27 protein-coding genes are annotated in these 26693 nt (G+C 67.8%); 12 read left to right on the top strand and 15 right to left on the bottom strand.

The window, feature by feature from the left end; genetic code table 11:
• Position 1: 1 nt before the first annotated feature.
• A complete protein-coding gene (locus tag IBJ82_RS20780; protein WP_194827610.1) occupies positions 2-526 on the bottom strand; it encodes a DinB family protein in 525 nt (174 codons plus the stop codon).
• Positions 527-638: 112 nt separating this feature from the next.
• Here IBJ82_RS20780 and IBJ82_RS20785 point away from each other — a divergent pair, with 112 nt between their 5' ends.
• From IBJ82_RS20785 to IBJ82_RS20800, 4 genes are read left to right on the top strand one after another with little or no spacing between them, the layout of a single operon-like run.
• The gene (locus IBJ82_RS20785) at positions 639-1121 is read left to right on the top strand and encodes a hypothetical protein (protein WP_194827611.1); all 483 of its coding nucleotides are present in this window, start codon (positions 639-641) and stop codon (positions 1119-1121) included.
• Between the two features lie 16 nt (positions 1122-1137).
• Positions 1138-1665 (top strand): MepB family protein, encoded by a 528-nt coding sequence (locus IBJ82_RS20790; protein ID WP_194827612.1) that lies wholly within the window; start codon positions 1138-1140, stop codon positions 1663-1665.
• A 19-nt stretch (positions 1666-1684) separates the two neighbouring features.
• Complete coding sequence (locus IBJ82_RS20795; protein WP_194827613.1) at positions 1685-1894, top strand: hypothetical protein; 210 nt, start codon at positions 1685-1687, stop codon at positions 1892-1894.
• A 56-nt stretch (positions 1895-1950) separates the two neighbouring features.
• Positions 1951-2886: an ADP-ribosylglycohydrolase family protein gene (locus IBJ82_RS20800; protein WP_228537426.1), complete on the top strand. Its 936-nt coding sequence runs from the start codon at positions 1951-1953 to the stop codon at positions 2884-2886.
• On the opposite strand, the gene IBJ82_RS20805 is transcribed toward IBJ82_RS20800, so the two are convergent.
• Both IBJ82_RS20805 and IBJ82_RS20810 read right to left on the bottom strand, forming a co-directional pair.
• The gene (locus IBJ82_RS20805) at positions 2853-3635 is read right to left on the bottom strand and encodes an ABC transporter ATP-binding protein (protein ID WP_194827615.1); all 783 of its coding nucleotides are present in this window, start codon (positions 3633-3635) and stop codon (positions 2853-2855) included. The genes IBJ82_RS20800 and IBJ82_RS20805 overlap by 34 nt on opposite strands.
• On the bottom strand, positions 3632-4303 hold the full coding sequence (locus tag IBJ82_RS20810) for an FCD domain-containing protein (RefSeq protein ID WP_194827616.1): 672 nt from the start codon (positions 4301-4303) through the stop codon (positions 3632-3634). Before IBJ82_RS20810 ends, IBJ82_RS20805 begins: the two co-directional genes overlap by 4 nt.
• A 180-nt stretch (positions 4304-4483) precedes the next feature.
• Here IBJ82_RS20810 and IBJ82_RS20815 point away from each other — a divergent pair, with 180 nt between their 5' ends.
• The gene (locus IBJ82_RS20815) at positions 4484-6229 is read left to right on the top strand and encodes a 2-isopropylmalate synthase (protein ID WP_194827617.1); all 1746 of its coding nucleotides are present in this window, start codon (positions 4484-4486) and stop codon (positions 6227-6229) included.
• A 2-nt stretch (positions 6230-6231) separates the two neighbouring features.
• Here the strand turns inward: IBJ82_RS20815 and IBJ82_RS20820 are convergent, their stop codons facing one another.
• Entirely contained in the window at positions 6232-6537 is a 306-nt protein-coding gene (locus IBJ82_RS20820) for a hypothetical protein (RefSeq protein ID WP_194827618.1), read from the bottom strand.
• A 102-nt stretch (positions 6538-6639) separates the two neighbouring features.
• Complete coding sequence (locus tag IBJ82_RS20825; protein ID WP_194827619.1) at positions 6640-7647, bottom strand: putative sulfate exporter family transporter; 1008 nt, start codon at positions 7645-7647, stop codon at positions 6640-6642.
• A 107-nt stretch (positions 7648-7754) separates the two neighbouring features.
• On the opposite strand from IBJ82_RS20825, the gene IBJ82_RS20830 reads away from it, so the two are divergent.
• The 3 genes from IBJ82_RS20830 to IBJ82_RS20840 all read left to right on the top strand — a co-directional run bounded on the left by IBJ82_RS20830 (position 7755) and on the right by IBJ82_RS20840 (position 10323).
• Positions 7755-8360 (top strand): YdcF family protein, encoded by a 606-nt coding sequence (locus IBJ82_RS20830; RefSeq protein ID WP_194827620.1) that lies wholly within the window; start codon positions 7755-7757, stop codon positions 8358-8360.
• Between the two features lie 36 nt (positions 8361-8396).
• The gene (locus tag IBJ82_RS20835; RefSeq protein ID WP_194827621.1) at positions 8397-9371 is read left to right on the top strand and encodes a LysR substrate-binding domain-containing protein; all 975 of its coding nucleotides are present in this window, start codon (positions 8397-8399) and stop codon (positions 9369-9371) included.
• A 124-nt stretch (positions 9372-9495) separates the two neighbouring features.
• Entirely contained in the window at positions 9496-10323 is an 828-nt protein-coding gene (locus IBJ82_RS20840) for an IclR family transcriptional regulator (RefSeq protein ID WP_194827622.1), read from the top strand.
• Here IBJ82_RS20840 and IBJ82_RS20845 read toward each other — a convergent pair.
• The gene (locus tag IBJ82_RS20845) at positions 10320-12008 is read right to left on the bottom strand and encodes an FAD-binding dehydrogenase (protein WP_194827623.1); all 1689 of its coding nucleotides are present in this window, start codon (positions 12006-12008) and stop codon (positions 10320-10322) included. The genes IBJ82_RS20840 and IBJ82_RS20845 overlap by 4 nt on opposite strands.
• A 97-nt stretch (positions 12009-12105) precedes the next feature.
• Between IBJ82_RS20845 and IBJ82_RS20850 the strand changes: the two genes are divergently transcribed.
• Positions 12106-12318, top strand: a complete 213-nt coding sequence (locus IBJ82_RS20850; protein WP_194827624.1) for a hypothetical protein — start codon at positions 12106-12108, stop codon at positions 12316-12318.
• A gap of 184 nt (positions 12319-12502) precedes the next feature.
• Positions 12503-13156, top strand: coding sequence for a cutinase family protein (locus IBJ82_RS20855; RefSeq protein WP_228537427.1), 654 nt, complete (start codon positions 12503-12505; stop codon positions 13154-13156).
• A 6-nt stretch (positions 13157-13162) separates the two neighbouring features.
• Here IBJ82_RS20855 and IBJ82_RS20860 read toward each other — a convergent pair whose 3' ends face one another.
• Positions 13163-13765, bottom strand: coding sequence for a TetR family transcriptional regulator (locus IBJ82_RS20860; protein WP_194827625.1), 603 nt, complete (start codon positions 13763-13765; stop codon positions 13163-13165).
• A gap of 149 nt (positions 13766-13914) precedes the next feature.
• On the opposite strand from IBJ82_RS20860, the gene IBJ82_RS20865 reads away from it, so the two are divergent.
• A complete protein-coding gene (locus IBJ82_RS20865) occupies positions 13915-15141 on the top strand; it encodes an alkane 1-monooxygenase (protein WP_194827626.1) in 1227 nt (408 codons plus the stop codon).
• Between the two features lie 12 nt (positions 15142-15153).
• Here the strand turns inward: IBJ82_RS20865 and IBJ82_RS20870 are convergent, their stop codons facing one another.
• Positions 15154-15654, bottom strand: coding sequence for a hypothetical protein (locus tag IBJ82_RS20870; RefSeq protein ID WP_194827627.1), 501 nt, complete (start codon positions 15652-15654; stop codon positions 15154-15156).
• 107 nt (positions 15655-15761) lie between these two features.
• Here IBJ82_RS20870 and IBJ82_RS20875 point away from each other — a divergent pair, with 107 nt between their 5' ends.
• Positions 15762-16646: an NmrA family NAD(P)-binding protein gene (locus IBJ82_RS20875; protein ID WP_194827628.1), complete on the top strand. Its 885-nt coding sequence runs from the start codon at positions 15762-15764 to the stop codon at positions 16644-16646.
• Positions 16647-16704: 58 nt separating this feature from the next.
• Here the strand turns inward: IBJ82_RS20875 and IBJ82_RS20880 are convergent, their stop codons facing one another.
• From IBJ82_RS20880 to IBJ82_RS20910, 7 genes are all read right to left on the bottom strand, one after another.
• Positions 16705-18717: an SDR family oxidoreductase gene (locus IBJ82_RS20880; protein WP_194827629.1), complete on the bottom strand. Its 2013-nt coding sequence runs from the start codon at positions 18715-18717 to the stop codon at positions 16705-16707.
• A 280-nt stretch (positions 18718-18997) separates the two neighbouring features.
• Complete coding sequence (locus tag IBJ82_RS20885) at positions 18998-20104, bottom strand: glycosyltransferase (RefSeq protein ID WP_194827630.1); 1107 nt, start codon at positions 20102-20104, stop codon at positions 18998-19000.
• Positions 20101-21441, bottom strand: a complete 1341-nt coding sequence (locus tag IBJ82_RS20890; protein ID WP_194827631.1) for a glutamate-1-semialdehyde 2,1-aminomutase — start codon at positions 21439-21441, stop codon at positions 20101-20103. The genes IBJ82_RS20885 and IBJ82_RS20890 overlap by 4 nt, the downstream gene beginning before the upstream one ends.
• Positions 21438-22775, bottom strand: a complete 1338-nt coding sequence (locus tag IBJ82_RS20895; protein WP_194827632.1) for a GNAT family N-acetyltransferase — start codon at positions 22773-22775, stop codon at positions 21438-21440. Before IBJ82_RS20895 ends, IBJ82_RS20890 begins: the two co-directional genes overlap by 4 nt.
• The gene (locus tag IBJ82_RS20900) at positions 22772-24130 is read right to left on the bottom strand and encodes a glycosyl hydrolase family 28-related protein (protein ID WP_194827633.1); all 1359 of its coding nucleotides are present in this window, start codon (positions 24128-24130) and stop codon (positions 22772-22774) included. The genes IBJ82_RS20895 and IBJ82_RS20900 overlap by 4 nt, the downstream gene beginning before the upstream one ends.
• Positions 24127-25407 carry a Wzz/FepE/Etk N-terminal domain-containing protein gene (locus IBJ82_RS20905; RefSeq protein WP_194827634.1) on the bottom strand — a complete coding sequence of 427 codons (1281 nt, stop codon included), beginning with the start codon at positions 25405-25407 and terminating at the stop codon, positions 24127-24129. The genes IBJ82_RS20900 and IBJ82_RS20905 overlap by 4 nt, the downstream gene beginning before the upstream one ends.
• Positions 25398-26675, bottom strand: coding sequence for a hypothetical protein (locus tag IBJ82_RS20910; RefSeq protein WP_370585402.1), 1278 nt, complete (start codon positions 26673-26675; stop codon positions 25398-25400). Before IBJ82_RS20910 ends, IBJ82_RS20905 begins: the two co-directional genes overlap by 10 nt.
• Positions 26676-26693 lie beyond the last annotated feature (18 nt).

The following is a 26693-nucleotide window of genomic DNA, read 5'->3' on the forward strand; positions in this document are numbered from 1 at the left end:
CTCAGAAGCTGCCGGTGACGCCGTCGATCCGTTCGCGCAATAGGTCGGCGTGGCCGTTGTGGCGGGCGTATTCCTCGATCATATGCAGGTACACCCAGCGCAGGGTGTAGTCGTCGCTGCGCCACGGAACGTGGAACACATGGTCGAGGGAGAGGTCGGCGACGGCGCCGTCGCAGGCGGCGACCTCGGCGTGGAAGGCGGCGAAGACCTCCTCGGCGGGCGCGGACGCGAGGTCGTCGAAATCGGCGTCCGGCTGGTCGTCGGTGCTGTAAACCGGTTCGACTTCCTGGCCCGCCGCCGACAGCCGGAACCAGCCCCGCTCCACTTCGGTGAGATGGCGGACCAGCCCGAGCAGCGACAGCGACGACGGCTCCACCGACCGTGTGGCGAGCTGTTCACCATCGAGTCCGCCGCATTTGCCGAGCAAGGTCTGGCGGTGAAAGTCCAACCAGGACTGCAACATCGCCCGTTCGTCAGCGCCTACCAGGGTCCTGGTGGGCTGGAGTTCGGGTGCTTTCCACGTCATCGAGGCGAGGCTACCCGCCGCCATATCGCGGTGCAGCTCGATTTCAAGTGTCGCGTCACCGATTCATCGGTCCGCCCACTCGGAGCCCTCGCTGATCCGGCACACTGGCCCGATGGGTGACCAACGCGACGACCAGCCCGAAGTCGTAGTCCACGTCGGTGACGGCTCCGACGCGCCGCACCCCGTCGACCCCGCCCAGCCGGGTCTCACCGCTAACGATCCCGCGCCCGAACACCCCTTCCTCTTGCTCACCCGGACCCCCACGGACCACATCCAGGCCCGCTACCTCCCCGATGGCACCTACGAACTCGAACACACCACCGGCCCCACCCACCGCCAGCTGTTCACCAACGACGCGGTCCTGGTCCGCGACATCGTCTGGTCCTGGGTCCAACGCGACACCTGGTGGTCCGACACCGTCGCCTGGACCACCGTCGATCCCGCCATCGCCGAACTCCACGCCCTGCACACCGAACTCTCCGACATGCTCGACGGCATCTCCCTGATGGACTCGGTCACCGACGAACTGGACCGGGCCCTGGCTCGCGCCGACGAACTCCTCGACGCCGACTTCGATTTCGACCTCGGTGAATAGGAGGCCGGCGCCGGCCGTGCATCCCGACGTGACCGAGGCGCGAAATCTCATCAGCGCTCTGGGGCTGCACATTTCAGCCGCCGTTCCCGAAGTGGACAACGCCGAGTACGGCGCGGTCGTATCGAATGTGGGTTGTGGTTCGGTCAGGTTCCGGGTGGGCAAGCAGACCCCGACGAAGATTGGTTTGTTCGTTTCGGTGTGGCGGCGTGCCGAGGACGGTTCGACGGAACCTTTCGCGGCCGAAGACGGCGTCGATCTGCTGGTGATCACCGCCCGCACCGGACCGAGGTTCGGGCAGTTCGTGTTTCCCGCGAGCGCACTTGTCGAACACGGGATCCTGTCGGTCGCCGGTCGTGGCGGCAAGCGCGGGTTCCGGGTCTACCCACCGTGGTCGCAAGTAGCGAACACACAGGCGCGACAGTCACAGAAATGGCAGTGTGGCTACTTCCTCGACCTCGAAAGAATTGATTCGCCGACCGCGTGGAATCTGTACGAACCGGTGCGCCTTCCCGCTGGCTCATCGCACAGCGGCGAGAAGCGCTGATGTGAATTACAGTGGCGCCGTGGGGATTACCGAATACGGCCCAGGCGATGTCGTGTACTTTCCGGCGGGGCCGTTCAGCGGCATCTGTGGGGTCGTCCGAGAGGTCGACGCCCGGCGGGCACAGCTGCGCATCGAATTCGGCGAGGGGACCGTCCACCGGGAAGGCAATGTCCTGCGGGAGCGGCGGCACAAGCTGACAGTCGGGTTCGACGAGGTCGAGTTGATGTAGCGACTCGGAGTTCGTCTTGCGGCGCCCGCTGCCGGTGGGCGATGATTGCGTCCAGCATGCTGAATTCCGATCCCTCTTTCGACAGCCTCGAAGGCTTATCTGTGGGGGACGCGCTGGGCGCGCAATTCTTCGTCCCCGGGCGCTCGATCCCCGATCTTCTTGCCGGACGAGCACCGGCCGCACCCTGGCAATGGACCGACGACACCGAGATGGCGTGTTCGGTGTACGCCGAAATCCGAGACCGCGGCAGGGTGGATCGCGATGCTCTCGCGGCCGCATTCGCCGACCGTTGCGAACCGTACCGCGGCTACGGGCCGGGCACAGTTGTCGTGCTGCACGAGATTCGAGACGGGCGTCCGTGGGCCGAAGCGGCGGGTGCGGTGTTCGACGGGCGGGGATCGTGGGGTAACGGCGCCGCGATGCGGGTGGCGCCGCTCGGTGCGCGTTTCGCCGGAGATCCGGACCGGGCCGCGGCGCAGGCGGCGATGTCCGCGGAGCTGACCCATCGGCATCCGGAAGCGATCGTGGGGGCGATGGCGGTCGCGGTTGCGGCCGCATACGCTGCCGACTCTCGCGAAAAGAGCTGTGCACCTGATGAATTGCTGACAGCAGTCGAGCCGTATCTGGTCGACGGGCGTACCGCGCAGGGTGTGCGTCGAGCCCGGCAGCTGCTCGGTCGAACGGTAGCCGAGGCAGCCTATGAACTGGGCAACGGCGCACGGGTCAGCGCTCAGGACACCGTGCCCTTCACCCTGTGGGTGGCCGCCACCTACCTCCACGACTATCCGGCGGCGTTGTGCGCCTGTATCGAGGCTGGCGGAGATGTCGACACCACGGCCGCGATCGTCGGCGGAATCGTGGCAGCCCATACCGGCACCGGAGATCGAGGCCGCACCCGGGGAATTCCGGCGCAGTGGCTCGCTGCGCGGGAACCGCTGCCCGAATGGGCGCTGGGTTCTCAGCGGGCGCGAGCGCTCCAGCGGCCGTCGTAGCGGACTTCGATCGGGTGGGCGAAGGCGGTGGAGACATGGTCGGTGGTGATGACCTCGGTGGCCGGGCCCGCGGCGACGGTGTGGCCGTCGGCGATGAGCAGAGCGTGGGTGGTGGTGCTCGGAAGTTCCTCGAGGTGATGGGTGACCAGGATCGAGGCGACCTCGGGGTGGGTGTGATCGAGGGTGTCGATGGTGGTGAGCAGTTGTTCGCGGGCGGCCAGGTCGAGGCCCGTGGAGGGTTCGTCCAGGAGTAGGACTCGGGGGTCGCTGATCAGGGCGCGGGCGATCAGGGTGCGGCCGCGTTCGCCCTGGGACAGCGTGGGCCAGATGTCTTCGGCCCTGCCGGACAGGCCGAGGGTGTCGATGATCGCGTCGGCGCGGGCGAGGTCGTCGGCGGACGGTGACCAGCGCATCGGAGTATCGATCGTGCCGGTGACGCCGGTGAGGACGACCTCGCGCACCGTGAGCGCGGACCGCAGGGGATGGCGCGGGTTGACGTGGCCGATCGAGCGGCGCAGCCGAGCCAACTCCACCCGGCCGAACTGTTCGCCGAGCACCCGCACGGCCCCGGTGGTGGGGAAGGTGACCGCGCCGCAGAAGCCCAGCAGCGTGCTCTTGCCCGCGCCGTTGGGGCCGAGCAGAGCCCAGTGCTCACCGGCACGCACGGTCAGCGAGATGCCGTTGATGATCTTCTTGCCGTCGCGACGGAAGGTCACGTCGTCGAGTTCGATCACGGGAGCGCCGGTCATGTGAAGGCCTCCTTCAAGGCGGACAGGTGCGTGCGGCTGAATTCCGCTGCGGCAGTAGGGTTTCGGGCGGCGATTGCCTGGGTCAGCTGCTCGTGCGCGCAGTGGTCGGCCTGCTCGGAGCGCACCGGGCGCAGATCGAGCATGTCGATCATGGCCAGGCGCAGGCGCGGGAGGAAGCTGTCGAACAGCTGGGTGAGCACGTCGTTGTGCGCGGCGACGATGACCGCGCGATGGAAGGCCATGTCGGCATCGACGTGAGTGGCGACGGTCTGGCCCTCGGCGCGGCGACCCGCCAGGGCGCGCCGGATGGCCCGCAGGTCAGCAGGCGTACGCCGGTGCGCGGCGAGTGCGGCGGCCTCCGCTTCGATCGCGATGCGCGCCTCGATCACCGCGGCGATGGTGGCGCCACGCAGCACGACATCCCAGTCCTCGGAGACGTCGAGTGCGGTGACGAATACCCCGGAGCCCTGCCTGCTGTCGAGCACGCCTTTGCCCGCGAGTTCCCGGATCGCCTCGCGCAGGGTCGAGCGGCCCACGCCCAACTGGGCGGCGAGCAGCGTCTCGCCCGGTAACCGATGGCCCAACGGCCATTCGCCCGCACGGATCCGCCCGAGCAGGAGTTCGGCCGCTTGTGCGGCCAGCGGCTGACGTCGTACCTGCGATACCACCGATAAACCTCTCTACTTGTCTGAGGAGTTGTGGTAGAAGTGTACCCATCATGACCAACACCGCGCTTCTTCTCGGCCGCCACGGCGGGGCCTGACCGACCGGCCGCCCCGCCGTGGGGCTCAGTCATGGCCGGTCGCCGTAGTCTCGTGGCCCGTCGTGGCCAGGAAGCAGAGCAAGTCATGACCGAATTCCCCGCCCTGACCACCCCCTCGGGCGCTGTCGCCGACGGCGCGCCCGCGTGGAACCGGCAGCGCCATTCCGCGATGCCGTCGTATCGATACCGCGATGTCCATCGACGCGTGGATGTCCCTGTCGGGCAACGTGATTGGCCCGACGCGAGGATGACCACCGCGCCGCTGTGGGTCCCCGTCGACCTGCGTGACGGCAACCAGGCGCTGGCCGAACCGATGGACCCGGCTCGCAAACGCCGGTTCTTCGAGCTGCTGATCGCCATGGGCTACAAGGAGATCGAGGTCGGCTACCCGTCCGCCTCGCAGACCGACTTCGATTTCGTGCGACTGCTGGCCGACACCCCGATCGCCCCGCCGGACGTGGCCATCGTCGTATTCACCCCGGCGCGTCGTGACCTGATCGAACGGACCGTCGAGTCGGTGCGCGGTATCGCCAACGAGGTGGTGATCCACCTGTACACCGCTACCGCGCCGGTCTGGCGTGAGGTGGTCCTCGGCAAGGATCGCGCGCAACTGCGCGAGTTGATCGTCGCCGGTGCTCGCGATGTCCTGGAACTGGCGGGCGAGCTGCCAAACGTGCGGTTCCAGTTCTCGCCGGAAGTGTTCAACCTGACCGAACCGGATTTCGCCCTCGAGATCTGCGACGCCGTCACCGAGCTGTGGCAGGCGACCCCCGGTCGGCCGGTGACGCTGAATCTGCCTGCGACAGTGGAGGTCGCGACGCCGAACATCTATGCCGACCAGATCGAGTACATGCACCGCAACCTGGCTCGTCGCGACGGTGTGATCCTGTCGGTGCACCCGCACAACGACCGGGGGACCGGCATCGCCTGCGCCGAACTGGCCGTACTGGCCGGCGCGCAACGTGTGGAGGGCTGTGTCTTCGGCAACGGCGAACGCACCGGCAACGTCGACATCGCCACCCTGGCCCTGAACCTGCACGCCCAGGGCGTGGACCCGATGATCGACTTCTCCGATATCGACGAGATCCGCCGCACCGTCGAGCACTGCACCCGCCTACCCGTCCACGACAGGCACCCGTACGTAGGCGATCTCGTCCACACTGCCTTCTCCGGCACCCACCAGGACGCGATCCGCAAGGGCATGGCCGAGCATCGCCGACGGGCAGCGGCCGATGGCATCCCCGAACGCGAATCGCGTTGGCAGGTGCCATATCTGCCGATCGACCCCGCAGATCTCGGTCGCTCGTACGACGCGGTGATTCGGGTCAATTCCCAGTCCGGCAAGGGTGGCATCGCCTATCTGCTGCACACCGAGTACGGGCTGGACCTGCCACGGCGCCTGCAGATCGACCTGGCGAAGCGGGTCCAAGAACACGCCGACGAGACCGGCGCGGAGATCACCGCCAAGGAACTGTTCACGCTGTTCGAGCAGGCATACACAGCCCCCGAACGCCGAATCACGCTGGTGCGGTGGGAGATCGCGGACGGCGCCACCGAGATCGTTCTCGACGCGTACGGCAACGAACGGCGCTCGATACACCACAGCGTGGGCCCGGTCGAGGCACTGACCGCCGCCCTCGCCGGGGCGGGCCACCCCATCGAGATCCTCGGCCTGACTCAGCACTCCGTGGACAAAGGCGCCGACAGCACTGCCGTGAGCTACGTCGAATACCGAGCGGCGGGCCGCAGCGGGTGGGCGTTCGGCCGCGACATCTCGGTCGTGGCGGCCTCACTGGAAGCGGTGCTGAACGCCGTCAACGGGACGGGATAGGTCTATCGGGGCGGTCGCACTGTCGGCCGCCCCGCGTCGCCGGGCGAGTCAGTCCGCGTCGCCCTCGCACAGTCGTCGAACGCATCGAACTCCGCCTCGTACTGGGGCGGAACCGAGTCCTCGACGGCATTCTCGATCGGGTCCCAGATCGCATTGCACCCCGCGGGGGCGGGCGGCCACGACTCGATGTACTCGACCAACGGCGACGAGGGTGGCTCGGCTTCCTCGGCTGCTGCGACACCTGCGGTGGCCAGGGTCAATGCCGCGGCGGCACCCGCGGTGGCGATGATCCGGCAAACACTGTTCATGACATCCTCCTGTCCGCGCTGACATGCGATGTCCGGTAATCCTAGCTCCGCGACACCGCGCGTCGCGGGCCCGAAAACAGCAAGCACCTGGTCGCCATGCCGTCAGCACCACCCCGTCAGGTACATCAGGCCGAGGCTGGTGGTGCCGAGGATCAGGCCGAGGGTGCCGCCGAGGATCAGGGGGCGCGGACCTGCGGTGCGCAGGCGGGCGAGGCTCAGGGAGGTGCCGATGGCGGCGAGGACGGACGCGATGAGCCAGCCGCTGAGGGTGGCGAGCGGCGCGGTCAGCTCGGCCGGGACGATGCCGAGGCCCGCGATGACGGAGGCGGCCAGGAACAGGATCACGAAGAGGGGAACCGCCTGACGCAGCGAGGCCTGGGGTAGATCGGTCTGCTCGGCGATGTGGCGGCGGCCGACGTGCAGGCCGACGCAGAGCGGGATGATGGCGAGGCTGCGCACCATTTTCACGATCACCGCGAACTGGGCCGCGCCGGCGCCGAAGATGACGCCCGCGGCCAACACGGACGACGTGTCGTTGATCGCGGTGCCAGCCCACAGTCCGAATGCCTCCTGCGACAGGCCCAGAGCGCGGCCCATCGGCGGATACACCAGCACGGCCGTGACATTGAAGATGAAGATGGTGCACAGGGCGTAGGCGACCCGTTGCTTGTCGGGCCGCAGGACCGCGGTGGCCGCGGCGATCGCGGACGCGCCGCAGATCGTGGTGCCCACGGCGATGAGGGTCGCCGACTCCTTGTCCACCGCCAGCATCCGTCCGACGAAGAACGCCGCCACCCCGCCGACGAGCAGCGTCCCGATCAGCACCACCGCGGTCTCGCGCCCCACACTCAGGACCGAACCCAGCGGCAGTCCGAGCCCCAGCAGCACGATCGCCAGCCCGAGCAAGCGCTGGCGGGCGACATCGAGCCCGGGGCCGAACGTCTCGCCCGTCACGTCCTTGCGTCGCAGCACCATCCCGGCGACGGCGCCCGCGCCGAGCGCGAGCACCGGCGTGCCGATCATCGGCAGCGCCTTGCCGAACGGCGTGGCCACGGTTGCCAGGAGTGCGGCGAGGATCAGGCCGGGAGCGAGAGCGGGTGCGCGGTTCACTCCTTCACCCTCGCGCCACCGAGGACTCCGAGGTAGAGACCGAATTCGCAGGGGGTCATAATTTGTACTTATGGCCCTGCTGGCGGCGTGTGTGGTTTCCTGGATCTGTGCGGAAACGAACCCGGCTGACTGTCGCCACCGGTGTCGGATTGATGCTGTGGGGTGAATGGGCGAATCGGCGCGCCTCCCGTCGGTGCGTCGGCCCGCCACGCCCAGGGTCGGAAGCAGTCGTGGTCCTCGGGTATCGCAACACCGGTTCGCGCGCCAACGGTATGAACCGGTGGCGGGTGCGCGCCGGTCTGCGATCCATCGATCCGCGTGCGACCGAGACCCGACTCGTGCTGTGCGGGGGCGCCTGCGCGGGGCCGGAAACCGAGGCGGCGCTGATGGGGCGCTACGCCGTGGAAACGTGTGGCTACGAGGGCGAACTCGTCCTGGAGGAATCGAGCCGATCCACCTGGGAGAACATCGCTTTCGCGATTCCCTACCTGAAGGACGTCGACCGGATCAAGATCGTCTCACTGCCCACCCACGCCGAGACCGCCCGCGCCTACCTCGCGGAACAGAGCCCGGAACTGGCCGTCCGCCTCGTCCCCGGACAGGAGTACCGATTCGGCGAATGGATGCCACTGAAACCGGTGTTCGCGCTCTACGGGGTGGCCAAGAAGCTGCGCCGCCGATTCGGCCCGGATCACGGCGGCGACGGTGCCTGATGTGGTGGCGCGCCGCCGGTCACCCATAATCGGGCCATGACGCTGCCACCCGGAACCCCCGACCTGGAGGTCCTCGATCTCCTCGTGTCGGTGGCCGAGCTGGGCAGCCTGGGTGCCGCCGCGCGCAGACACGGGGTCAGCCAGCCCGCCGCGAGCATGCGGATCAGCGCGCTGGAACGGCGCATGCACGTGAAGCTGCTCGACCGTGCGCCGACCGGTTCGGAACTCACCGACGCGGGTCGCGCTGTCGTCGCCCACGCGCGCACCGTCCTGGCCGCCGTCAAAGACCTCGTGGAGGATGTCGCCCGGCTCCGCGCCGCACAAGCCCCGCGCTTGCGCATCGCCGCCTCCAAGACCATCGCCGACCATCGCATTCCCCATTGGCTCGCCGCCCTGCGTGCCGATCACCCCGAAGTCGTGATCTCGCTCGAAGTAGAGAACTCGACCCAGGTCGCGGGCCTCGTGCGCGACGGCACGGCCGATCTCGGATTCGTGGAAGGTCCGCATCCACCGGCCGGACTCGGCAGTCGAGTGCTCGGCGCCGACGATCTCGTCGTCGTCGTGGCGCCTAATCATCCATGGGCGCAACGGAAGACCCCGGTCACGCTGACTGAGCTGGCAGGTACCGCCCTGCTGTGGCGCGAACCGGGTTCGGGCACCCGCGACACCGTGTGGGATCTGCTGGCCACGGCGGCGCCCCCGGCCGGTCCGGCCGCGGAACTCGGCTCGACCGGTGCGATCGTGGCCGCGGCCCGAACCGGCATGGCTCCCGCGGTACTGAGCCGATTGATCGCCGCACCGGACCTCGTCACCGGCACCCTGGTGGAGGTCCCCTCGGCCGACTCGGCCCGCCTGACCCGCAAATTCCGCGCCATCTGGCGCCGCAACACCCCACCGTCGGGACCCGCCGAACTCCTCGTCGATCGGGCCGCCCGTCTGGAAATCGCTCGCGGCGCGGCGGTGGGGCTTCCCGCCGACGCCGCATCGTCACAGGTGGAGGGCCCGCAGTAGCGCGTCGCCCGCTCCACGTGACGCCGATCAGTCCGGCATCGGCCCGAGTTCGGGGCGAAATAGTGCGTGAGCGGGGCCGACGGCTCTAGTCTGTTATGGCTACGCACTGTGGAGGTTGGATCAAATGACGGTCGAGATCGTGACCGACCCGGCGCCGGAAAGCCTGTGGTCCGGATCGGGCAGGGCGACCGGAGCACCGCCGACGTCGATGATCGAGCGGATGACGCTCATTCTGGACGCGTTCGACGCCGCCACCCCCACGCTGACGCTGCTCGGGCTCGCCGAACGCACCGGGCTGCCGCGCTCGACCGTGCATCGCATCCTCGACCAGATGATCCGGCTGCGCTGGCTCGCGCACACCCCCGGCGGCTACCGACTGGGTCTGCGGGTGCTCGAACTCGGCGGGCTCGCGGCCGAGCAGAACGAACTGCGCGAAGTAGTGGGGCCGCTGCTCTACGAACTCAGTCAGCGCACCGGACTGGTCGGTCACCTCGCGGTGCTGGACGGGCGCGAGGTGTTGTTCCTCGATCGTTCGGGTGGCCGGGGTGGGGTGGTCATCCCGACCCGCGTCGGGGGCAGGCTGCCCGCGCACTCCACAGCGGTCGGCAAGGCGCTGCTGGCCACGCTGGAGCCCGGGATCGCGGAAGCCTCACTGCGTGGCAACGCCGTGGCGCGGACCGCGCGCACGATCGTCGACCGGGCCGAACTGCACCGCGAACTCGCTCGTATTCGCAACCGGCAGGGCGTGGCCGTCGACACCGAGGAATCGCTACCGGGCGTCGGCTGCGTGGCGGTGCCGATCCGCGGCCGCAGCGTCGCGGTGGCGGCGATCTCGCTGTCGGGGACGGTCAACGGCGAGCGCACGGCACTCGACACCGCGCGGCTGGCTCGCGCGCTCGCCGAGGTGGCCAAGGAAGCGTCGCGCACCCTGGCCCCCCGGCACCCGCACTAGGACTCGCGCCGCGCGATCGCCCGACCGGCCGCGCGACCGGAGAAGATGCACCCGCCGAGGAACGTGCCCTCCAGCGCGTTGTAACCGTGCACGCCGCCACCACCGAATCCGGCGACCTCACCGGCGGAATACAGGCCAGGGAACGCCGAGCCGTCCGGGCGCAGCACCTGCGAATCCAGGTCGGTCTGCAGTCCGCCCAGGGTCTTGCGGGTCAGCACATTGAGGCGTACCGCGATGAGCGGGCCGTGGGCGGGGTCGAGAATGCGGTGCGGTTTGACGACGCGGACCTTGTCGCCGAGGAACTTGCGGGCGTTGTTGATCGCGATCACCTGCGCGTCCTTGGAGAACGAGTTCGTGACTTCGCGGTCGCGGCCCACGATTTGGTGTTCGAGGGCGGCGACGTCGAGCTTCGGGCCGCGCGCGATCTCGTTCATCCCGTCGACGAGCTCGGCCAGCGAATCGGCGACCACGAAGTCGACACCGTGCTGCTTGAAGGCTTCCACCGGCCCCGGCGCGCCCTTGGCGAGCCTGCTGCGCACGGTGAACTTCAAGTCTTTGCCGGTGATGTCGGGATTCTGTTCCGAACCCGACAGCGCGAACTCCTTCTCGATGATCGACTGGTTCAGGACGAACCACGAGTAGTCGTAGCCGGTCGACAGGATCTGGCGCATGGTCGCGTTGGTGTCGAAACCGGGGAAACACGGTGCGGGCATCCGGTTTCCGTTCGCGTCGAACCACAGCGACGACGGGCCGGGAATGATGCGAATGGCGTGGTCGGGCCAGATCGGATCCCAGTTGTTGATGCCTTCGGTGTAGTGCCACATCCGGTCGCGGTTGACCAGCGCCGCGCCCGCCTGCTCGGAGATGGCGAGCATCCGGCCGTCCACGTAGGCGGGGACACCGGAGATCATCGTCTCCGGGCACGGGCCGAGACGTTCGGTGGGCCAGTTGCGGCGGATGAGGTCGTGGGCATGACCGATGCCGCCCGAACTCACCAGAACCGCCGGTGCCGCGAAGCTGAACTCGCCCACCACATCCCGGTTCGACGCCTGGCCGCGGTCGGTGTCGGAGGGCGCGAGAACACTGCCGCTGACTCCGGTCACGGCGCCGTCTTCGACGATCAGCTCGTCGACGCGGTGCCGGAACGCGAAGCGCACCAATCCTTTTGCCTCACCGGCCAGGACCGGATCCCGGAAGACACGAAGCACTTCGGGCCCGGTGCCCCAGGTGAGATGGAACCGTGGGACCGAGTTGCCGTGTCCGCCGGCGAGGCCGCCGCCCCGCTCGGCCCAGCCGACCAGCGGGGTGAAGCGCAAACCCAAGGCGTGCAGGTAATCTCGCTTCTCGTCGGTGGCGAAGCGCACGTAGGCCTTCGCCCACTCGCGGCCCATCCGATCCTCGTCCTCGCGGTCGAAACCGGCCGAACCCAGCCAATCCTGCAGTGCCAGTTCGTAGGAGTCCTTGATGCCCATCCTGCGCTGTTCCGGGCTGTCGACGACGAACAACCCACCCAGCGACCAGAACGCCTGCCCGCCGAGGTTGGCGCGATTCTCCTGATCGAGGACCAGCACCTTGCGTCCGGCGAGCACCAATTCGTGGGTGGCGACCAGGCCCGCCAGTCCGGCACCGACGACGATCGCGTCGGGGGTGAAATCTTCGGTGGGCTCAGGCGCTGTGCTCGGCATGCCTGGAACGTAGCATTGGTTCGTCGGCGGGCGGGGGCAAGTCCTGGAAAACACCCTGACCAGCGACATTCCATTCGATGAAAGGCTCGACAAGCTCATGAACGTCCGAACCCGTACCGGCGCTGCCGTCCTCACCCTCGCCGTCGTGGCCGGCCTCGGCGCCACCTCCTGTTCGAAGACGCGCTGGTGTGAGCGCGATCAGGGCGACGTTCACGTCGCCGACTCCTATTGCGAACGTGGTGTCGCGGGCTATGAGTGGGAGCCCGATCACGACAAGCCGAAGTACAAGAAGAAGCCCAAGAAGCACTGAGAATCGGCAGCGGTGTTGTGCCGCAGGCGATCCGAGATACAACCGTGGCGCAGCCGATGCCGATTTCGTGCCATGAAGATGCAGGTCAGCGGGTATTCCACCACTGAGCACGCCGAATGCTGTTGGGGCAGGAGGCGAATCGCTCTTTCTCTATTTCTCACAACGGCGTGAGTGGGTGGGCACGATGACCAATCGGAAGGCAATTCGTATCGTCGCAAGGCAGACAGCGCGAGCGCTGTCGGTGTTGCTACTGGCTGCGGGAATCGGGACGGCGATGTCCCCGGGATTGACGGCATGGGCGCAGAGTTGCGCCACGCTCGATATCGTCATCGCCCGCGGCACACTGGAACCCGGCTATCTGGGAGCCGCGATCGGCGACCCGCTCTACGCCGCACTGAGCGCGCAACTACCGGTGGACACGACCGCCCACCGCGTCGAGTACCCAGCCGACCTGATGGTCCCGACCTCGATGATCGACGGCACTCGGGCGATGACCAGCCATGTGATCGACCAGGCCGCTGCCTGCCCCGATCAGCGCTTCGTCCTCGTCGGCTACTCCCAGGGCGCGGTGGTCACCCACGGCGCTCTCGGCTCCGTGTGGCTGCCCGGTGCGTGGGTATTGCCCCCCGAACTGTCCTCGCGCGTCGTCGCGGTTCTGCTGTTCGGCGACCCGCTGCGACTCGTCGGCGCGCCGGTCGCACCGTTGTACGCCGACCGCACCGCGAACTATTGCGCCGCAGGCGATCCGGTGTGCGCGGGCGGGATCTTCCCGGCCGCACACGGCAGTTACGGGTGGGCGTTCGCGGCCGCGGCCGGACAGGTGAACGCGCGGTTGTGAGCCGCCTCAGGCGGCGGGCATGACCCCGGACAGGACAGCGCCGATCTGCGCCACCGCGCGATCGGCGCTTCCTGTCGGCTGGAACAGGTGGCTCAGCGTGAGCCGGACCATGATCTCCACGATCGAGATCAGCTCGTCGTCGGTCATGGCGGCGAATTCGTACTGCTCGCGCACCGTGGCGGTGAGTGCGGCCACCGCCCGGCCGAGTACCGGTTCGGGGTCGCTCACCAGGGCAGGCAGCAGGGCGGTGTCGCCGTCCTGGCGAGCCGAGAGTACGGCCTTGATCAGGGTGTTGTCGCCTGCGGTGCGCAGCGTGTATTCGGCGGCCGCTGTCATTCCCGCGAGCGGATCGGCCGGGTGTTCGGCCAGCGTCTCGGCGATCCCGGTCAGGTAGATGCTGGTCTCGCGCTCGATGAGGGCATCCGCGAGTGCCTGCTTGGTGCCGATCTCCTTGTAGAGGACCGGCCTGCTGATGCCGACCTCCTTGGCTACCCGCGACATGTTGACCGCGCCCCAGCCCTCGGTGACGACCATCGTGCGCGCCGCGTCGATCATCCGGTCGCGCAGCAGTTGGCGCATTTCTGCCTGAAAGTTCGGTGGTTCGGCCACGTGATCATCCTACATGTGTTAGCCGATGTGCTCGATCGTTGACAATTATTTCGCATATGTATCCAATGAGAACACTACGAGCTAATGTGTAAACGAAGGCGACTTCGAGCGAGTAGGTGTCCGGAGTCACGGTGATCAGGAGAACGACAATGACGACATCTCGAATCGGCGACCACGAAGCGTCCGCCGCACCGCCGCACTGGCGAGATCCCAAGCGCTACCTGTGGCTGTTCGGCCTCATCGCGCCCAGCGCGACGGTGCTGGCCAGCGGTTTCGTGTGGGTCTTCAACCAGCTCGGCTGGCAGGTCACCGCGCCCGTGTGGTGGTGGCTCGGGCCGATCCTGTTGTACGTGCTGCTACCGATCCTCGACCGGTTCTTCGGGCCCGACGGCGAGAACCCGCCCGAGGAGGCGATGGAGCAGCTGGAGAACGACAAGTACTACCGCTACTGCACCTACGCCTACATTCCGCTGCAGCTGTTCAGCCTGGTGCTCGCCTGTTATCTGTGGACCGCGGACAACCTGTCCTGGCTCGGCATCGACGGCGGACTCGGCCTGATCTCCAAGATCGGCCTGGCTTTCACCATCGGCGCGATGGGCGGCATCGGTATCAACACCGCGCACGAACTCGGCCACAAGAAGGACGAGCTCGAGCGGTGGCTGTCGAAGATCACCCTGGCCCAGACCCTGTACGGACACTTCTACATCGAGCACAACCGCGGCCATCACGTGCGTGTCGCGACGCCGGAGGATCCGGCCAGTGCCCGGTTCGGCGAGTCGTTCTGGACCTTCCTGCCACGCAGTGTGTGGGGCAGCCTGAAGTCCTCGTGGGAGCTGGAAAGCGCACGTCTGCAGCGGCTCGACAAGAGCCCGTTCTCGCTGCGCAACGACGTGCTCAACGCCTGGCTCATGTCGGTCGTGCTGTGGGTGGCGTTGGTCGCGGTGTTCGGTCCGTCGATTTTGCCGTTCCTGCTGATCCAGGCGATCTACGGGTTCTCCCTGCTGGAGACGGTGAACTACCTCGAGCACTACGGTCTGCTGCGACAGAAGACCGCCTCGGGCCGCTACGAGCGCTGCACCCCCGAGCACAGCTGGAACTCCGACCACATCGTCACCAATATTTTTCTCTACCACCTGCAGCGGCACAGCGACCACCACGCCAACCCCACTCGCCGCTACCAGATCCTGCGGAGCATGGACGGCGCGCCCGAGTTGCCGAGCGGCTACGCGAGCCTGATCGGCCTGGCGTACGTGACTCCGTTGTGGCGCAAGGTGATGGACCATCGCGTCCTCGCCCACTACAGCGGCGACATCACTCGGGTGAATATCCAGCCCGGCAAACGGGCGAAGGTTCTGGCGAAATACGGAGTGAACTGATGGCCTAGGTGGCTAGCGCCCGTCCTTCTTGGCTTGGCGCCGTGCCCCCGCGGCGATGCTCGAGGCCTCGAACTTCTTTCGGCCGGAGGATTCGCGGGTGGTATCGGTGCGCGCTTTCCCCGCGGAGTTCACCTTCCCGTCGCTGGTGTCGATGTCGCTGAACGATGGCGCATCCTTGCGGGCGCGGGCGAGTCTCTCGGCCTTCAACTTGCGGGCATTTCGCTTCGAGGCCGTGGCCAACTGGCGGCTCACCCTGCTGAGCGCGCTTTCGAAGACTTCCGCTTTGCCCGCATTGCGGGTGTTCGCCGATTTTCCGGCGCCGCGCGCCCCCTTGGCTTCTACCTTCGCCGCGCCGGATTGGCGATACAACTTGACGAATTTGTTGCGCGCGCGCCGCACGCGGGTGTGCAGCCGGATCAGCGCCTCTTCGTCGAGGTCGACCATCTGCGCTTTCTTTGTGCCGCGAATCAGGACGTATTCATCTTCGGACAAGGAGTTCAGCAACTTCGACATATCGACTCCGATCTACCCGAGGGTCACCGTAGGAAATGAGTGTAGCCCCACACATCCGTGGACTATTGCGGTCAGGAATTGGCCGCATTGGGTTCTAGCGTGGGTTTATGGGACTTCGACAGGGTGAAATACGGATTGTCGTCACTACGCCGGTGGGGCATGTGGGTGCTCGGGTGGTGCAGTTGCTGGTGCAAGCGGGGGTTCGGCCGACCGTGCTGATGCGCGATCCCGGGCGGCTCGATCCCGCCATGCGGGGATGTGTCGATGTCGCGCAGGTCGATCAGGGGGACGCGGATGCGGTGGTGCGCGCTACCGAAGGTGCTGATCGGTTGTTCTGGGTCGACCCGCCTGCCCTCGTGGACGGCGATCCGGTAGCGGGATATGCACGGATGGGGGCCTCTGCGGCGCGCGCTGTCGTGGAGAACGGGATCGCTGCGACGGTGTTTCTCAGCAGCGGGGGCGCGGAGAAGCGGGGTGGGGCAGGCGAGATCGACGGTTTGGCGCGAACCGAGGAGTTGCTCGACGCGACCGGCGCGAATGTGACCCACCTACGATGCGGCTATTTCTTCACCAACCTGCTGACCCAGCTCGACGAGATCCGGGCAGGCACGCTGTCCACACCGTGGCCGTTGGACCATGCGATGGCATGGGTGGACCCACGCGACATCGGTGAGGTCGCTGCTGCCCGGCTCCTGTCGGACGCGTGGTCGGGGCGTGTCGTCCAGGCGGTGCACGGACCGCGGGATCTGACTTTCACCGAGGTCGCCGAGATTATCGGTCGGCAGCTGGGGCATGCGGTCACCCCGATCCACCTTGCCGACAACGAGTTCCGCGACGCACTGCGATCGGCCGGCCTCGGGCAGGGGCAAATCGACGGCATCGCGGGTATGTCAGCGGGACTGAGTTCCGGTTTCGTCCCGGAGAACCCGCGCACAGTGCTCACCACCACGCCGACAACTCTCGCAGCCTGGGCTACCACCTTCCTGCGATGAACAGAACCGGCCGGTCACGACAGCGAGCGTCGTGACCGGCCGGGCGTTCAGTGTTGTATCACCAGTGCACGCCGGGAAGCACCCGGCTCATGCGGGCCGCGGAGTGCGGCATCACCATCAGTGGTGCCAGGACCGGGCCGAGCACGGTGAGGGCGTTGCGTGTCGGTTCGGCGGGCTCGGTGACCACCTGCGGAGCCGACTTTCCCTGTGCCGCGGTGGATTCACCGAAGAAGCGGAAGCCGGTGTGCAGGATCGTGCGCTTGAGCGACGGGAGGAACATCTCGACCGCCTGGGCGAAGGTGCCCACGGGGGTGTCGATGCGATGGGGACGTTCCAGCAGCGCGCGAACCACGATTTCGGCTGCCCGGTCCGGGTCCGGCAGCGGCAGGGATCGGTAGATCTCGGTCGGAGCGATCATCGGGGTGCGAACCAGTGGCATCCGGATAGAGGTGAAAGTGACGCCGTCGCCCTGGTTCTCGACCGCGGCGATTTCGCTGAAGTTGTCCAGGGCGGACTTGCTCGCCGCGTAAGCGGCGAAGCGGGGGACCTTGGTCTGTACGGCGATGGAGGAGATGTTGACGATATGGCCGAAGTGGCGTTCGCGCATCGACGGGAGCAACCCCAGGATGAGGCGGACGGCACCGAAGTAGTTGACCGCCATGGTGCGTTCGAAGTCGTGCATGCGGTCCACCGAGTTGGCCACCGAGCGGCGGATGGAGCGGCCCGCGTTGTTGATCAGGTAGTCGACATGCCGGTGTTCGGTCAGCACGGTCTTCACGAGCAGGTCGACGGACTCCGCGTCGGTGATGTCGCAGGGGTAGGCGAAGGCGGTGCCGCCCTCGGCCCGCACGGATTCCGCTGCGGCCGTCAGGTCTTCGATGCCACGGGCGATCATCAGCACGATCGCGCCACGGCGAGCGACCGCATGGGCGGTGGCCAGGCCGATCCCCGAGGACGCCCCGGTGATCAGCACCGTGCGCCCCGAGAGCGGGTGCGCGTCGGCGGCGGGACGACCGCGGTGCGGGTCCATGTTCGTGCGCCAGAAAGCCCAGAGGCGCTCGGCGTAGGAATCGAACGCCGGCACGGTGAGCCCGGGCAGTTGCGCCCGGGTGGAATCGGCGACGAACTCGGCGGTGAAACCGACATGCGGCGCGACCGCGGCCGGGATACCCGCCTGCTCGAACAGGAAGTCGCGCACGGCGTTGGCGCCGGGGACGTGGCCGAGCCCGTTCAACGCACGGGCGCTACCGGGCACGGTGCCGATCCCGACGGGACCGCCCGCGGCGGTGGCCAGCGCACGGTAGATCTCCCCGAACGGCTGCGGACGCGGGTTGACCAGGTGGAACGTACGCCCGTCCAGACCCTCGCGCCGTACCAGCCGCACCATCGCCTCGGAGACGTAATCGACCGGCACCACGTTGGTCGCGCCCAGATCGGGCAGCGGCAACGGGAGTTCGGACGGCAGGGTGGACAGCGTCGAGATGGCGGAGAAGAAGTAGTAGGGGCCGTCGATCTTGTCCATCTCGCCGGTCCGTGAATCACCGACCACGATTGCCGGTCGATACACCCGCCAGCGCAGGTCGGTGGCCTCGCGAACAAGCTTCTCCGCCGCGAACTTGGTGCGGTGATACGGCGAGGTCAGGTTCTGGCCGAGGTCGAAATCCTCCTCGAAGAACTTGCCGCGGTGATCGCCCGCCACTGCCACCGACGACACGTGGTGCAGGGTGGCATCGAGGCTGCGAGCCAACTCGATCACCGAGCGAGTGCCCGCGACATTGGCCGCGTGGGCGGTCTCCTCGTCGGCGGTCATGTCGTAGACCGCGCCCAGATGCAGCACGTGATCGGCACGCGGCGCACCGTCGCCGAGACCGAGACCCTCGGCGGTCAGGTCTCCGACCAGCGCGAACACGCGATCACTGTGGGGATTTTCCGCATTGTGCGCGGTGAATTTGGTCAGGGACTCGGCGCGCACCAGTACGTGCACGATCGCGGTGGGGTCGGCTGCGAGCAGCCCCCGCACCACACGCCGACCCAGAAAACCGGTACCGCCTGTCACGATGTAGGAAACCATCGCTCCTCCTGAAAATCTCGAAACACGGTGTCGCGCAACAGTGATCGGCATGCGGCGGTGAATGCGAAATCAACGGTTGAGGTCCAGCAGCAAAGTGGCTGGAGAGAAACCGGGCACATCGTCGTCCCGGCTACGGATACCGTACTCGTCAGTAACCTAGAGGGGCAAGCGGATGGCGTGGTATCACTGTGTGGGAATTGTCACCTGTCGTCGCAGGTCAAAGGGTATGTGTGACAGATATTTTCAGTAACTGACAGTTTCAGACAACTTGTCGCTACTGTCAGGGCTGGGCCGCCAAGACGTCATGGACGGTGCCCGCGATCCTGCTGCGGAACACCTCGGGGGCGAAGGTGGTGGCGTGCTCGCGGATCTTGACGGGATCGTAGGCCGTCGAACGGAATTCGCGCATGACCTCGGCCAGCGCCGCGACGACATCCTCATCGGAGCCGGCCGGGACGTATTCGCCGGTGACGCCGGGGCGCACCGTGTCGAGGGCGCCGCCCGCACCGACCGCGAGCACGGGCGTGCCGCAGGCCATCGCCTCCACCGGGACGATGCCGAAGTCCTCGATGCCCGGCATCAGCACGGCCTGGCAGCGCCGGTACATGTCCTGCAGCATCTCGCCGGAGGTGGCCCCGAGGAAGGTCGTCTCCGATCCGGCGATCTCGTCGAGCTGGGCGCGGAAGCGGCCCTCGCCGAGGACGACCAGACGAACCCCGGCCCGTTGCGCGGCGCGAATGGCGAGGTCGGCGCGCTTGTACGGCACCAGCCTGCCCGCGCACAGGAAGAAGTCCTCGCGCTCCACCCAGGGATCGGGGGTGAAGCGGCTGACCTGCACGGGCGGATTGACCACCGAGGCGGGCAGGCCCCACCAGTCGGTGACCCGCTCGGCGACCGCGTGCGAGTTGGCGATGACGTGCGTCAGTCGCGGCGCGGCCCGCAGTTCACCGCGTCGAGCCAGGGTGCCCAGCGCACCGAGGGCGAATTGGCCGACCCGGCCGCCTGCCTCCTGCGCGCGGAACTCGCGATCCCAGGCCCAGCGGGCGGGGGAGTGCACGTAGGCGATGACGGGCGCGTCGGTGGCCAGGGCGGCCTGGGTGGCGAACGCGTGATGGCTGATCACGACGACATCGAAGTCGCGCAACGGCATGCGACGCAGCGCGCGAGGGACCAGCGGTAGCAGGGGAGCGTGCCTGCCCCCGGTGTAGGTGTGCGCCTTGCTCAGCCAGGTGTCGTGGACGGTGCGCACCGGCTCGCGCAGGCCGTCCGGTGCGACGATCGGCGCGAAAACCTCGGCATCTGGCCAGGTTTCGACGAACTCGCCGACAACGGCCTCGGAGCCGCCGAACTCGGTGAAACGTTCGTGGACGATGGCTACACGGGTCATCGGAGGGTGCTCGCTTCGATCTGTCGGGGCGCCGCGGTGCGACGCAGTGCGGGGGCGACGGGACGGCCGCGCAACAGCCCGTCGACGGTGCCGCGCTCGATCGCACGGCGATAGACCTCGGCCGCCTCGGCGCAGGCGGCGACGGTCGTGGCGATAGCGTGCGAGTCGTGGGCGGCGGAGGTGACGAACGACTGGCCGAGGACGCCGCGGACCAGCAGTTCCTGGAGGAACAGGGTCCGAAATGCTTGGGAGGGAGCACCTTCGGCGTCCATGGTGCGGTAGATGAGGCACGACGGCCTGCCTCGCACCTGGAGGAAATCGGCGATGCCGAGGTCGGCGGCGATCGAGTTCACGCCGTCGGCGAGGGCGCGGCCCGCCTGTTCCATCCGCCCGACGGGGTCCTCGGTGCGGTAGGCGTGCACCACCGCCCGGAACGCGGCCAGCGAGGACGTTTCCGGACCGTGCGTCGTCGAGAGCAGGAATACGCGATCTTCCTCGGTGCGCAGCCCGCCCCGCTCCATGTACTCGCGCTTGCCCGCGAGCGCGGAGATCGGGAAGCCGTTGCCCATCGCCTTGCCCCAGCACGACAGGTCGGGTGTCACGCCGTAGACGGCTTGGGCGCCGCCGGCCGACCAGCGGAAGCCGGTGATCATCTCGTCGAACACGAGCAGTGTGCCGTATCGATCACACAGAGCGCGAACACCTTCCAGGTAGCCAGGAAGCGGTTCGGCCATCGCGGTCGCGGCCTCCAGGAACACCGCGGCCACGCGGCCGTCCGCCAGTGTCGCCGCGAGGGCGTCGAGGTCGTTGTACGCGAACTTCACGACGTCGACGGCGGGGATGCCCCCAGCCATCTCGGTGGTGCCGATGAACCAGTCGTCGACGGAGAAGAACGGCTGATCGCAGACGGCGATGGTGGTGCGGCCGGTCACCGCTCTGGCCAGGCGGACCGCGGCGGTGGTGGCGTCGGAGCCGTTCTTGGCGAATTTCACCATGTCGGCGCCTGGTACGAGCGACAGGAAGTCCTGCGCGGCGAGCAGTTCCAGTTCGGTGGGCCTGCTGAAGCTCACGCCGTCGGCGATGACCTGCGACACCGCGGCGAGCACCGGCGCGTAGCCGTGGCCCAGCGTCACCGCGCGCAGGCCCATCCCGTACTCGACATAACGATTGCCATCGGCATCCCAGACGTGAGCGCCGTTGCCGCGTACCAGGATCGGCGCCATGAACTCGGGATATTGGTCGGCGCCGCGGGCGTAGGTGTGCGCGCCGCCGGGAACCAGATCGTGCAAACGCGCTTGCAGCTCGTTACTGCGGTCGAAACCGTGGTGGGCTGTCATGAGTGTTCCCCTCCGGCGCCGCCGACGCACGCCGCGGTGGTGTGCGCGGTGCTGAACGCCCACAGCTCGTGATCGGCGAGTTGGCCGTCGACACCGCGGTAGCGGTGCATGGTGCCCTCGTGGCGCAGACCGGCGTCGAGGGCGACCGCCGCACCCGCGTGGTCGGCCGACGGTACGGCCAGCGCCACCCGCCAGATACCGAGCCGTTCGGTGGCGTGCCGGATCAGCAGACGTAACGCGCCGACCGCGACCTCCGGGGCAGCCTGGGGTGAAACCCACACGGCGGCACGAACATTGCGATCGAACATATCCTGGTCGAAGAGGCGGCACTCGCCGACGTATCGGCCGGCTTCCTCGACGACCAGGACGGCGCCGTGCTTGCCGCGAAGCCCCCGCCGAGACGCTGCCCTGGCTCGCCACCACTCCCGCCGGGTGTGTAGCCGGGTCCAGTCCTCGGGTGGTGTCGCCGGGGCGAGCAGCGGCCGCGCGGCGATCCGCGCGGCGCGGCGAAGCCTGAAATCGCTACTGCGCCAAGGCCGTATCGTCACCGAACCGTACTCCGCGCGCGCCGTTGCGGCGGTGGCGGCACGCAGCGGGTCGGCCAGGTGCCGCATCCTGCCGAGGCAGTAGCGTATGCGGGCCCGCAGAATCGTGTACCTCGATACCGCGGCACCGGTCGCCGAGCCGGGGGCGTCGGCAGGGTCCTCGACAGCGGGGTGGTTCGCGAGATAGCCCTTCAGCCAGTCGGCGGCGAACCCGCCCGCGGGTATCCGATCGCTGGTCACCGACCACAGTTCGTGGTCGACGCGGCCGCTTCCGACGTCGAAGTATCCGGCCATCACAGCTTCCATCGTCCAGCGCTGCCGGACCGCGCGCCGCGCACCGGCATTGGTGACGGCGATCGGCGCGGTGATCCGCTCCAGGCCTGCGGTGCCGAACCCGAAGTCGAGCAGCAGCGACCCGGCGAGCCCGCTCGCACCACGTCGGGCGACCTCGGCGTCGACCCACACGCTGAGCTCGGCGGCGCCGGAGTCGATACCGACCAGCTCGATCTGCCCGGCGAACCTGCCGTCGATCTCGAGCACCGTACTCACCCGTCGCCCGGCCTCGGCTTCGGCGCGGGCAGTGAGACATTCACGCACCCAGCGGGTCGCGGTGTGCCGCTGCTCCCAGGTCGACGACGAACGAAACCAGAACGGTTCGAGACAGGCGCGATCACGCAGGCGAATCCGTCGCCACTCGGCGAAATCGCCGAAAGCCGGTGGACGCAGCCGGACCGTGACACCGCGCAGACGCACCGGTCCCAGGACAACCGAGGCATAGGACGAACTCATTGTCGTGGCCGTTGTTTGCCCATTGCCACGGTGCGCAGCGCGCCGTCGGTACCGACGGCCAACCGCCAGTAACCACCCCCGGGGTCCTTGAGGACGAGTCCCGCGTCGGAGTGATCGGATAGCCAAGCGCCGCTGGACAATACGGCCGACCGGACCGATCCGTCGTTGCCCTGTGCCTGGAAGAGGTCGGCGTCGCCGTGCCCGGCCCTGGTGATCACCGTGCCGGTGAAGCGCGAGGTCCGCATCCCGCTGCGCCCGATCACCTGCCATCCGTCGGGGAACACTCCGGCGCGCAGGTCGTCGGCGGAACCGGAGATGAGATTGATCGCGGTGCCCTCCGCGCAGTCGGTGGGGTCGATGCGCAATTCGACGGCGGGACGGTCGGATTCCTGATCGAAGACCACATTCGCCAGATACGGCTGCCTGCAGTAGGCGAGATCGATCCCGACCGAACGGGCCGCCACCTTGCAATTGACCATGCCGAACTGGGCGGGTCCGCCCTTGCCTCGTGTCCCGACCGAGACCGCGATATCGGCGCCCTCGAACCAGATATTGGTCAGCCACCAATCGTTGGCCGCGCCGTCGACCATGAGATGGCGATCAGTGGTGCGCGGATCGCGATCGGAGACGAATTCCACATTGGTCAAAGCCAATCCGGCATTATGGTCGTTGCCGGTGCCGAGCACGCCGACGTAATTGCTCGTGAATTTCGATGAGGTGACGTAATTCTGGATGCATTGGGTTTCCAGGCCGACCCCGAAATTATTGATATCGCAATTGATGAACGCGGTGCCGCCGGTATTGCGGTCCAGCACGACACCGCGCTGGGCGAGGAAGCGAGGGTGGTTGTCGCTGAGATGGTTGCCACGGATCACGACACTGTCGAACGAACAGCGGAAGCATTCCGAGAGCACGAACCCGGTGGCCCGCGGCCCGGTGAGATAGAAGCCGATGCGGGCGAACCGAACCCGGTTGCGCTGCTCCAACCGGATCAGCGTCACATCCTCCTCGCAGAACACGACGCTGGCGTCCCCGCCGTCGCCGAGCACCGTGGCGTAATCGGGCATCGCGGGCCACGACCGGACACGGTAGGTGCCCGCGGGCAGATACAACACCATCGGTCGATCCGTGGCCGCCATGGCCGCGGCGATGGCGGCGGTGTCGTCGGCCTTACCGTCGCCGACCGCCCCGAAATCGCGGACGTTGCGCGCCGCGGGCGTATCGCTGACGTGCGGTGAGCGGAACTCGGGACTCGGTTCCGGGTCGGCGGCACACGCCGCGGCCAGCGGCAGCACTGCCGCCGCGCCGAAGGTGGCGGCGAGCAGACGCCGCCGCCCCACTGATTCCTCGTTCACAGGGGCAACCGTTCCAGGAAACGGGCCAGAGGAGCCGACGGTCTGCTGTACACCACCGCTCCCGTGAGTTTCGCGGCGCCGAGAGTCGCGAGCGCGCCGCGCAATCCGGGCGCGGACAGCGCACCGAGCTCGACGACGCCGAGCGTGGCATCGCACAGCGGCGCCACGCCGATCGCGTCCGCGGCGACGGTGACCGGTGCGGTCTCCACGATGACATGGTCGAAACGCGATGTCAGGTCGGTGAGTAGGTCGGCGAAGCGCGCCGACACGAGCAGGTCAGGGGTCAGCTGATCGGCCGCGCCGAGCGGCAGGAACGCGATCCCGGTCTCCGACCACGGCGTCAGCGCCTTGGCGGCGGGCAGGGTGCCGCGCAGCACCGCCGCCAGCCCCGGGCTGTCGCTGGTGATGAACTCGGTGCTGCCGCCACCACTGGTGTCGGCGTCGACCAGCGCCACGTGCTGTCCACTGTCGGACAGCGAACGGGCAAGTGCCATCGCGACATCCGGCTCCGACCGCGTCGACAGGCTCGTCAACTGCACGGACTTCGCGGGATCGTGCTGCAGCAACCGGCTGCGCAACCGCCGCGTCTCACCCGCGGCACCGGGCTCGCCCGCTTCGATCACACCCAGCACCGGAACGGGCAGTGCCGCCGCCACAGCATCCGGGGTACGCAGCGAACGGTCGGTGCGCTCGCGCAGCAGCGCGGCCCCGCCCGCGAGCGCGAGACCGGCGATCAGACCCAGCAGCGCGATCCTGCTCGGTGGCGCCCCGAGCGGTGTGCTCGGCACCTGTGCCCGGTCGACCACGGCGACCCGCGCCGCCGGTGCCGCGTCACGCTGGATGGATTCGAGTTCGTCGACGAGCTTGCGAAACTGCGCCACGGCCGCGTCGGTGAGGTCGCGGGCGCCGGTCGGTGTCGAATCCTCTACGGAAATCATGATCACCGAGGTCGCGGGCGGCGAACTGGCGGTGATCCGCGCGCGCATCGCCTCCGGCGTGACCTTCAGACCCTTCTCGTCCACTACCCGTGCCGCGACGGTCGTCGAGGAAGCCAGGTCGAGATAGGACCGCACGCGTTGCTGCGCGGCCAGACCACCCTGATACGAATCGTTGACCGAGGTGCCTGTCGCCATCGATACATACATCGAACTCGACGCGGCATAGGTGCTCGGCAGTGTTTGCGCGTAGCCCCAGGCGGCTGCCGTGCACACCAGCACGACAGCCACGATCAACAACCACCGCTGTCGGACGATGCGCCACATATCGATCAAACCCATCGCTGGGACTCCATTTCCGCTGATACCACACATGATTCGGTGCGCCGGTACTCCTCGACGACCAGATACACCAGCCACGCCAGCACGGCGGTCTGCAAGAACTTGCCGAGATTCTCCATGCTGCCGAGAATTCCGCGCTCGAACAGCGTCGAGGCGCCGGTGATCGCCAGACCGAGCACGACCACCGGAAACCATCGCGAGTACAGCGAATACGACCACGCCAGCAACAGCGCGAAAGTGAACACCGCGCACACGACGACGCCGGTGTAGCCGCCGAGTACATAACCCTCGTTGAAGTTTCCCTCGGCGAGCGAGACCGTCACGGTGCTCATATCCACCGAGGCGCCGCGCACCTCGTTCGCCCACGCCGTTCCGGACTGGAACTTCTCCAACCCGAGCACCGGCGCCGGGATGAGGCTCAGGCTCGCGTGCTGGACCATCTCGGTCGGCGTCAGCCAGCCGCCCGCACCGTAGAACAGCGCGTCGGTCGCGGCCTCGAGGAGGTCGAACCGGCGCAGGATGCTCAGGAACGGCTGCACGCTCTCCGGGTAGATGGAATCGACCGACGCCGCGTCGCGCGCCGCGGTGCCGGTGGACTTGAACGACTGCAGCCAGCCGAAGCCGATCACGCCGATCACGCCGATGCCCGCGACACCGAGGGCGGTGCGACGGTTCCAGCCGATCATCGAGAACCGGATGACCAGGGCCAGCGCGGCACCCAGGATCGGCGTCTTGGACTGCACCACCGACGACCACCACAGCTCACCCGCCAGCAGACCGGCGAGGACGATCGCGCCGCGGCGCGGGTCGGGTGACCGCAGGAAGATGATCAGGCCGATCGCGGCGATCGAGGCAGGCACGGCGAGGAAAGCGAGTATCGGGTTGGCGCTGTCGACCTCGCCCGCGGTGCCCGCCGATCCCGAGGCCTTGCCCGCGGCCCGCCCGAGCATGCCGAGCACATACAGGGTGACCAGCGCGGGGACGAAATCCGGATCGTCGAGGACGGCGGCGCGGCGCAGCGGCCTTCGGTGCGCCCAGATCGCATAGGCGATGACCAGCGCGGCGTACACCCAGAGCCCGAACACGACATGTTGCAGGGCCAGCGCGATCCCGCGGTCGTAGCCGAGGTCGGCCAGCCGCGGATCGGGCACGTTGTCACCGAAGTGCGGTGCGGGCTGCACCGCCAGCAGCACCAACGGTCGCGCCACATACGACAGTGACCAGAACACGGCCTGGGCGATGAGGAACACCCTGGCGATACCGGGCACCCAGAGGGCAGCGACCGC

It is taken from the genome of Nocardia sp. XZ_19_231, assembly GCF_015355705.1.
GTDB lineage: Bacteria > Actinomycetota > Actinomycetes > Mycobacteriales > Mycobacteriaceae > Nocardia > Nocardia salmonicida.

Coding starts and splice junctions, on each gene's coding strand:
- IBJ82_RS20780 (WP_194827610.1), bottom strand. CDS start 526: ATGACGTGGAAAGCACCCGAACTCCAGCCCACCAGGACCCTGGTAGGC.
- IBJ82_RS20785 (WP_194827611.1), top strand. CDS start 639: ATGGGTGACCAACGCGACGACCAGCCCGAAGTCGTAGTCCACGTCGGT.
- IBJ82_RS20800 (WP_228537426.1), top strand. CDS start 1,951: ATGCTGAATTCCGATCCCTCTTTCGACAGCCTCGAAGGCTTATCTGTG.
- IBJ82_RS20805 (WP_194827615.1), bottom strand. CDS start 3,635: ATGACCGGCGCTCCCGTGATCGAACTCGACGACGTGACCTTCCGTCGC.
- IBJ82_RS20815 (WP_194827617.1), top strand. CDS start 4,484: ATGACCGAATTCCCCGCCCTGACCACCCCCTCGGGCGCTGTCGCCGAC.
- IBJ82_RS20820 (WP_194827618.1), bottom strand. CDS start 6,537: ATGAACAGTGTTTGCCGGATCATCGCCACCGCGGGTGCCGCCGCGGCA.
- IBJ82_RS20835 (WP_194827621.1), top strand. CDS start 8,397: ATGACGCTGCCACCCGGAACCCCCGACCTGGAGGTCCTCGATCTCCTC.
- IBJ82_RS20840 (WP_194827622.1), top strand. CDS start 9,496: ATGACGGTCGAGATCGTGACCGACCCGGCGCCGGAAAGCCTGTGGTCC.
- IBJ82_RS20845 (WP_194827623.1), bottom strand. CDS start 12,008: ATGCCGAGCACAGCGCCTGAGCCCACCGAAGATTTCACCCCCGACGCG.
- IBJ82_RS20850 (WP_194827624.1), top strand. CDS start 12,106: ATGAACGTCCGAACCCGTACCGGCGCTGCCGTCCTCACCCTCGCCGTC.
- IBJ82_RS20855 (WP_228537427.1), top strand. CDS start 12,503: ATGACCAATCGGAAGGCAATTCGTATCGTCGCAAGGCAGACAGCGCGA.
- IBJ82_RS20865 (WP_194827626.1), top strand. CDS start 13,915: ATGACGACATCTCGAATCGGCGACCACGAAGCGTCCGCCGCACCGCCG.
- IBJ82_RS20870 (WP_194827627.1), bottom strand. CDS start 15,654: ATGTCGAAGTTGCTGAACTCCTTGTCCGAAGATGAATACGTCCTGATT.
- IBJ82_RS20875 (WP_194827628.1), top strand. CDS start 15,762: ATGGGACTTCGACAGGGTGAAATACGGATTGTCGTCACTACGCCGGTG.
- IBJ82_RS20880 (WP_194827629.1), bottom strand. CDS start 18,717: ATGGTTTCCTACATCGTGACAGGCGGTACCGGTTTTCTGGGTCGGCGT.
- IBJ82_RS20885 (WP_194827630.1), bottom strand. CDS start 20,104: ATGACCCGTGTAGCCATCGTCCACGAACGTTTCACCGAGTTCGGCGGC.
- IBJ82_RS20890 (WP_194827631.1), bottom strand. CDS start 21,441: ATGACAGCCCACCACGGTTTCGACCGCAGTAACGAGCTGCAAGCGCGT.
- IBJ82_RS20895 (WP_194827632.1), bottom strand. CDS start 22,775: ATGAGTTCGTCCTATGCCTCGGTTGTCCTGGGACCGGTGCGTCTGCGC.
- IBJ82_RS20905 (WP_194827634.1), bottom strand. CDS start 25,407: ATGGGTTTGATCGATATGTGGCGCATCGTCCGACAGCGGTGGTTGTTG.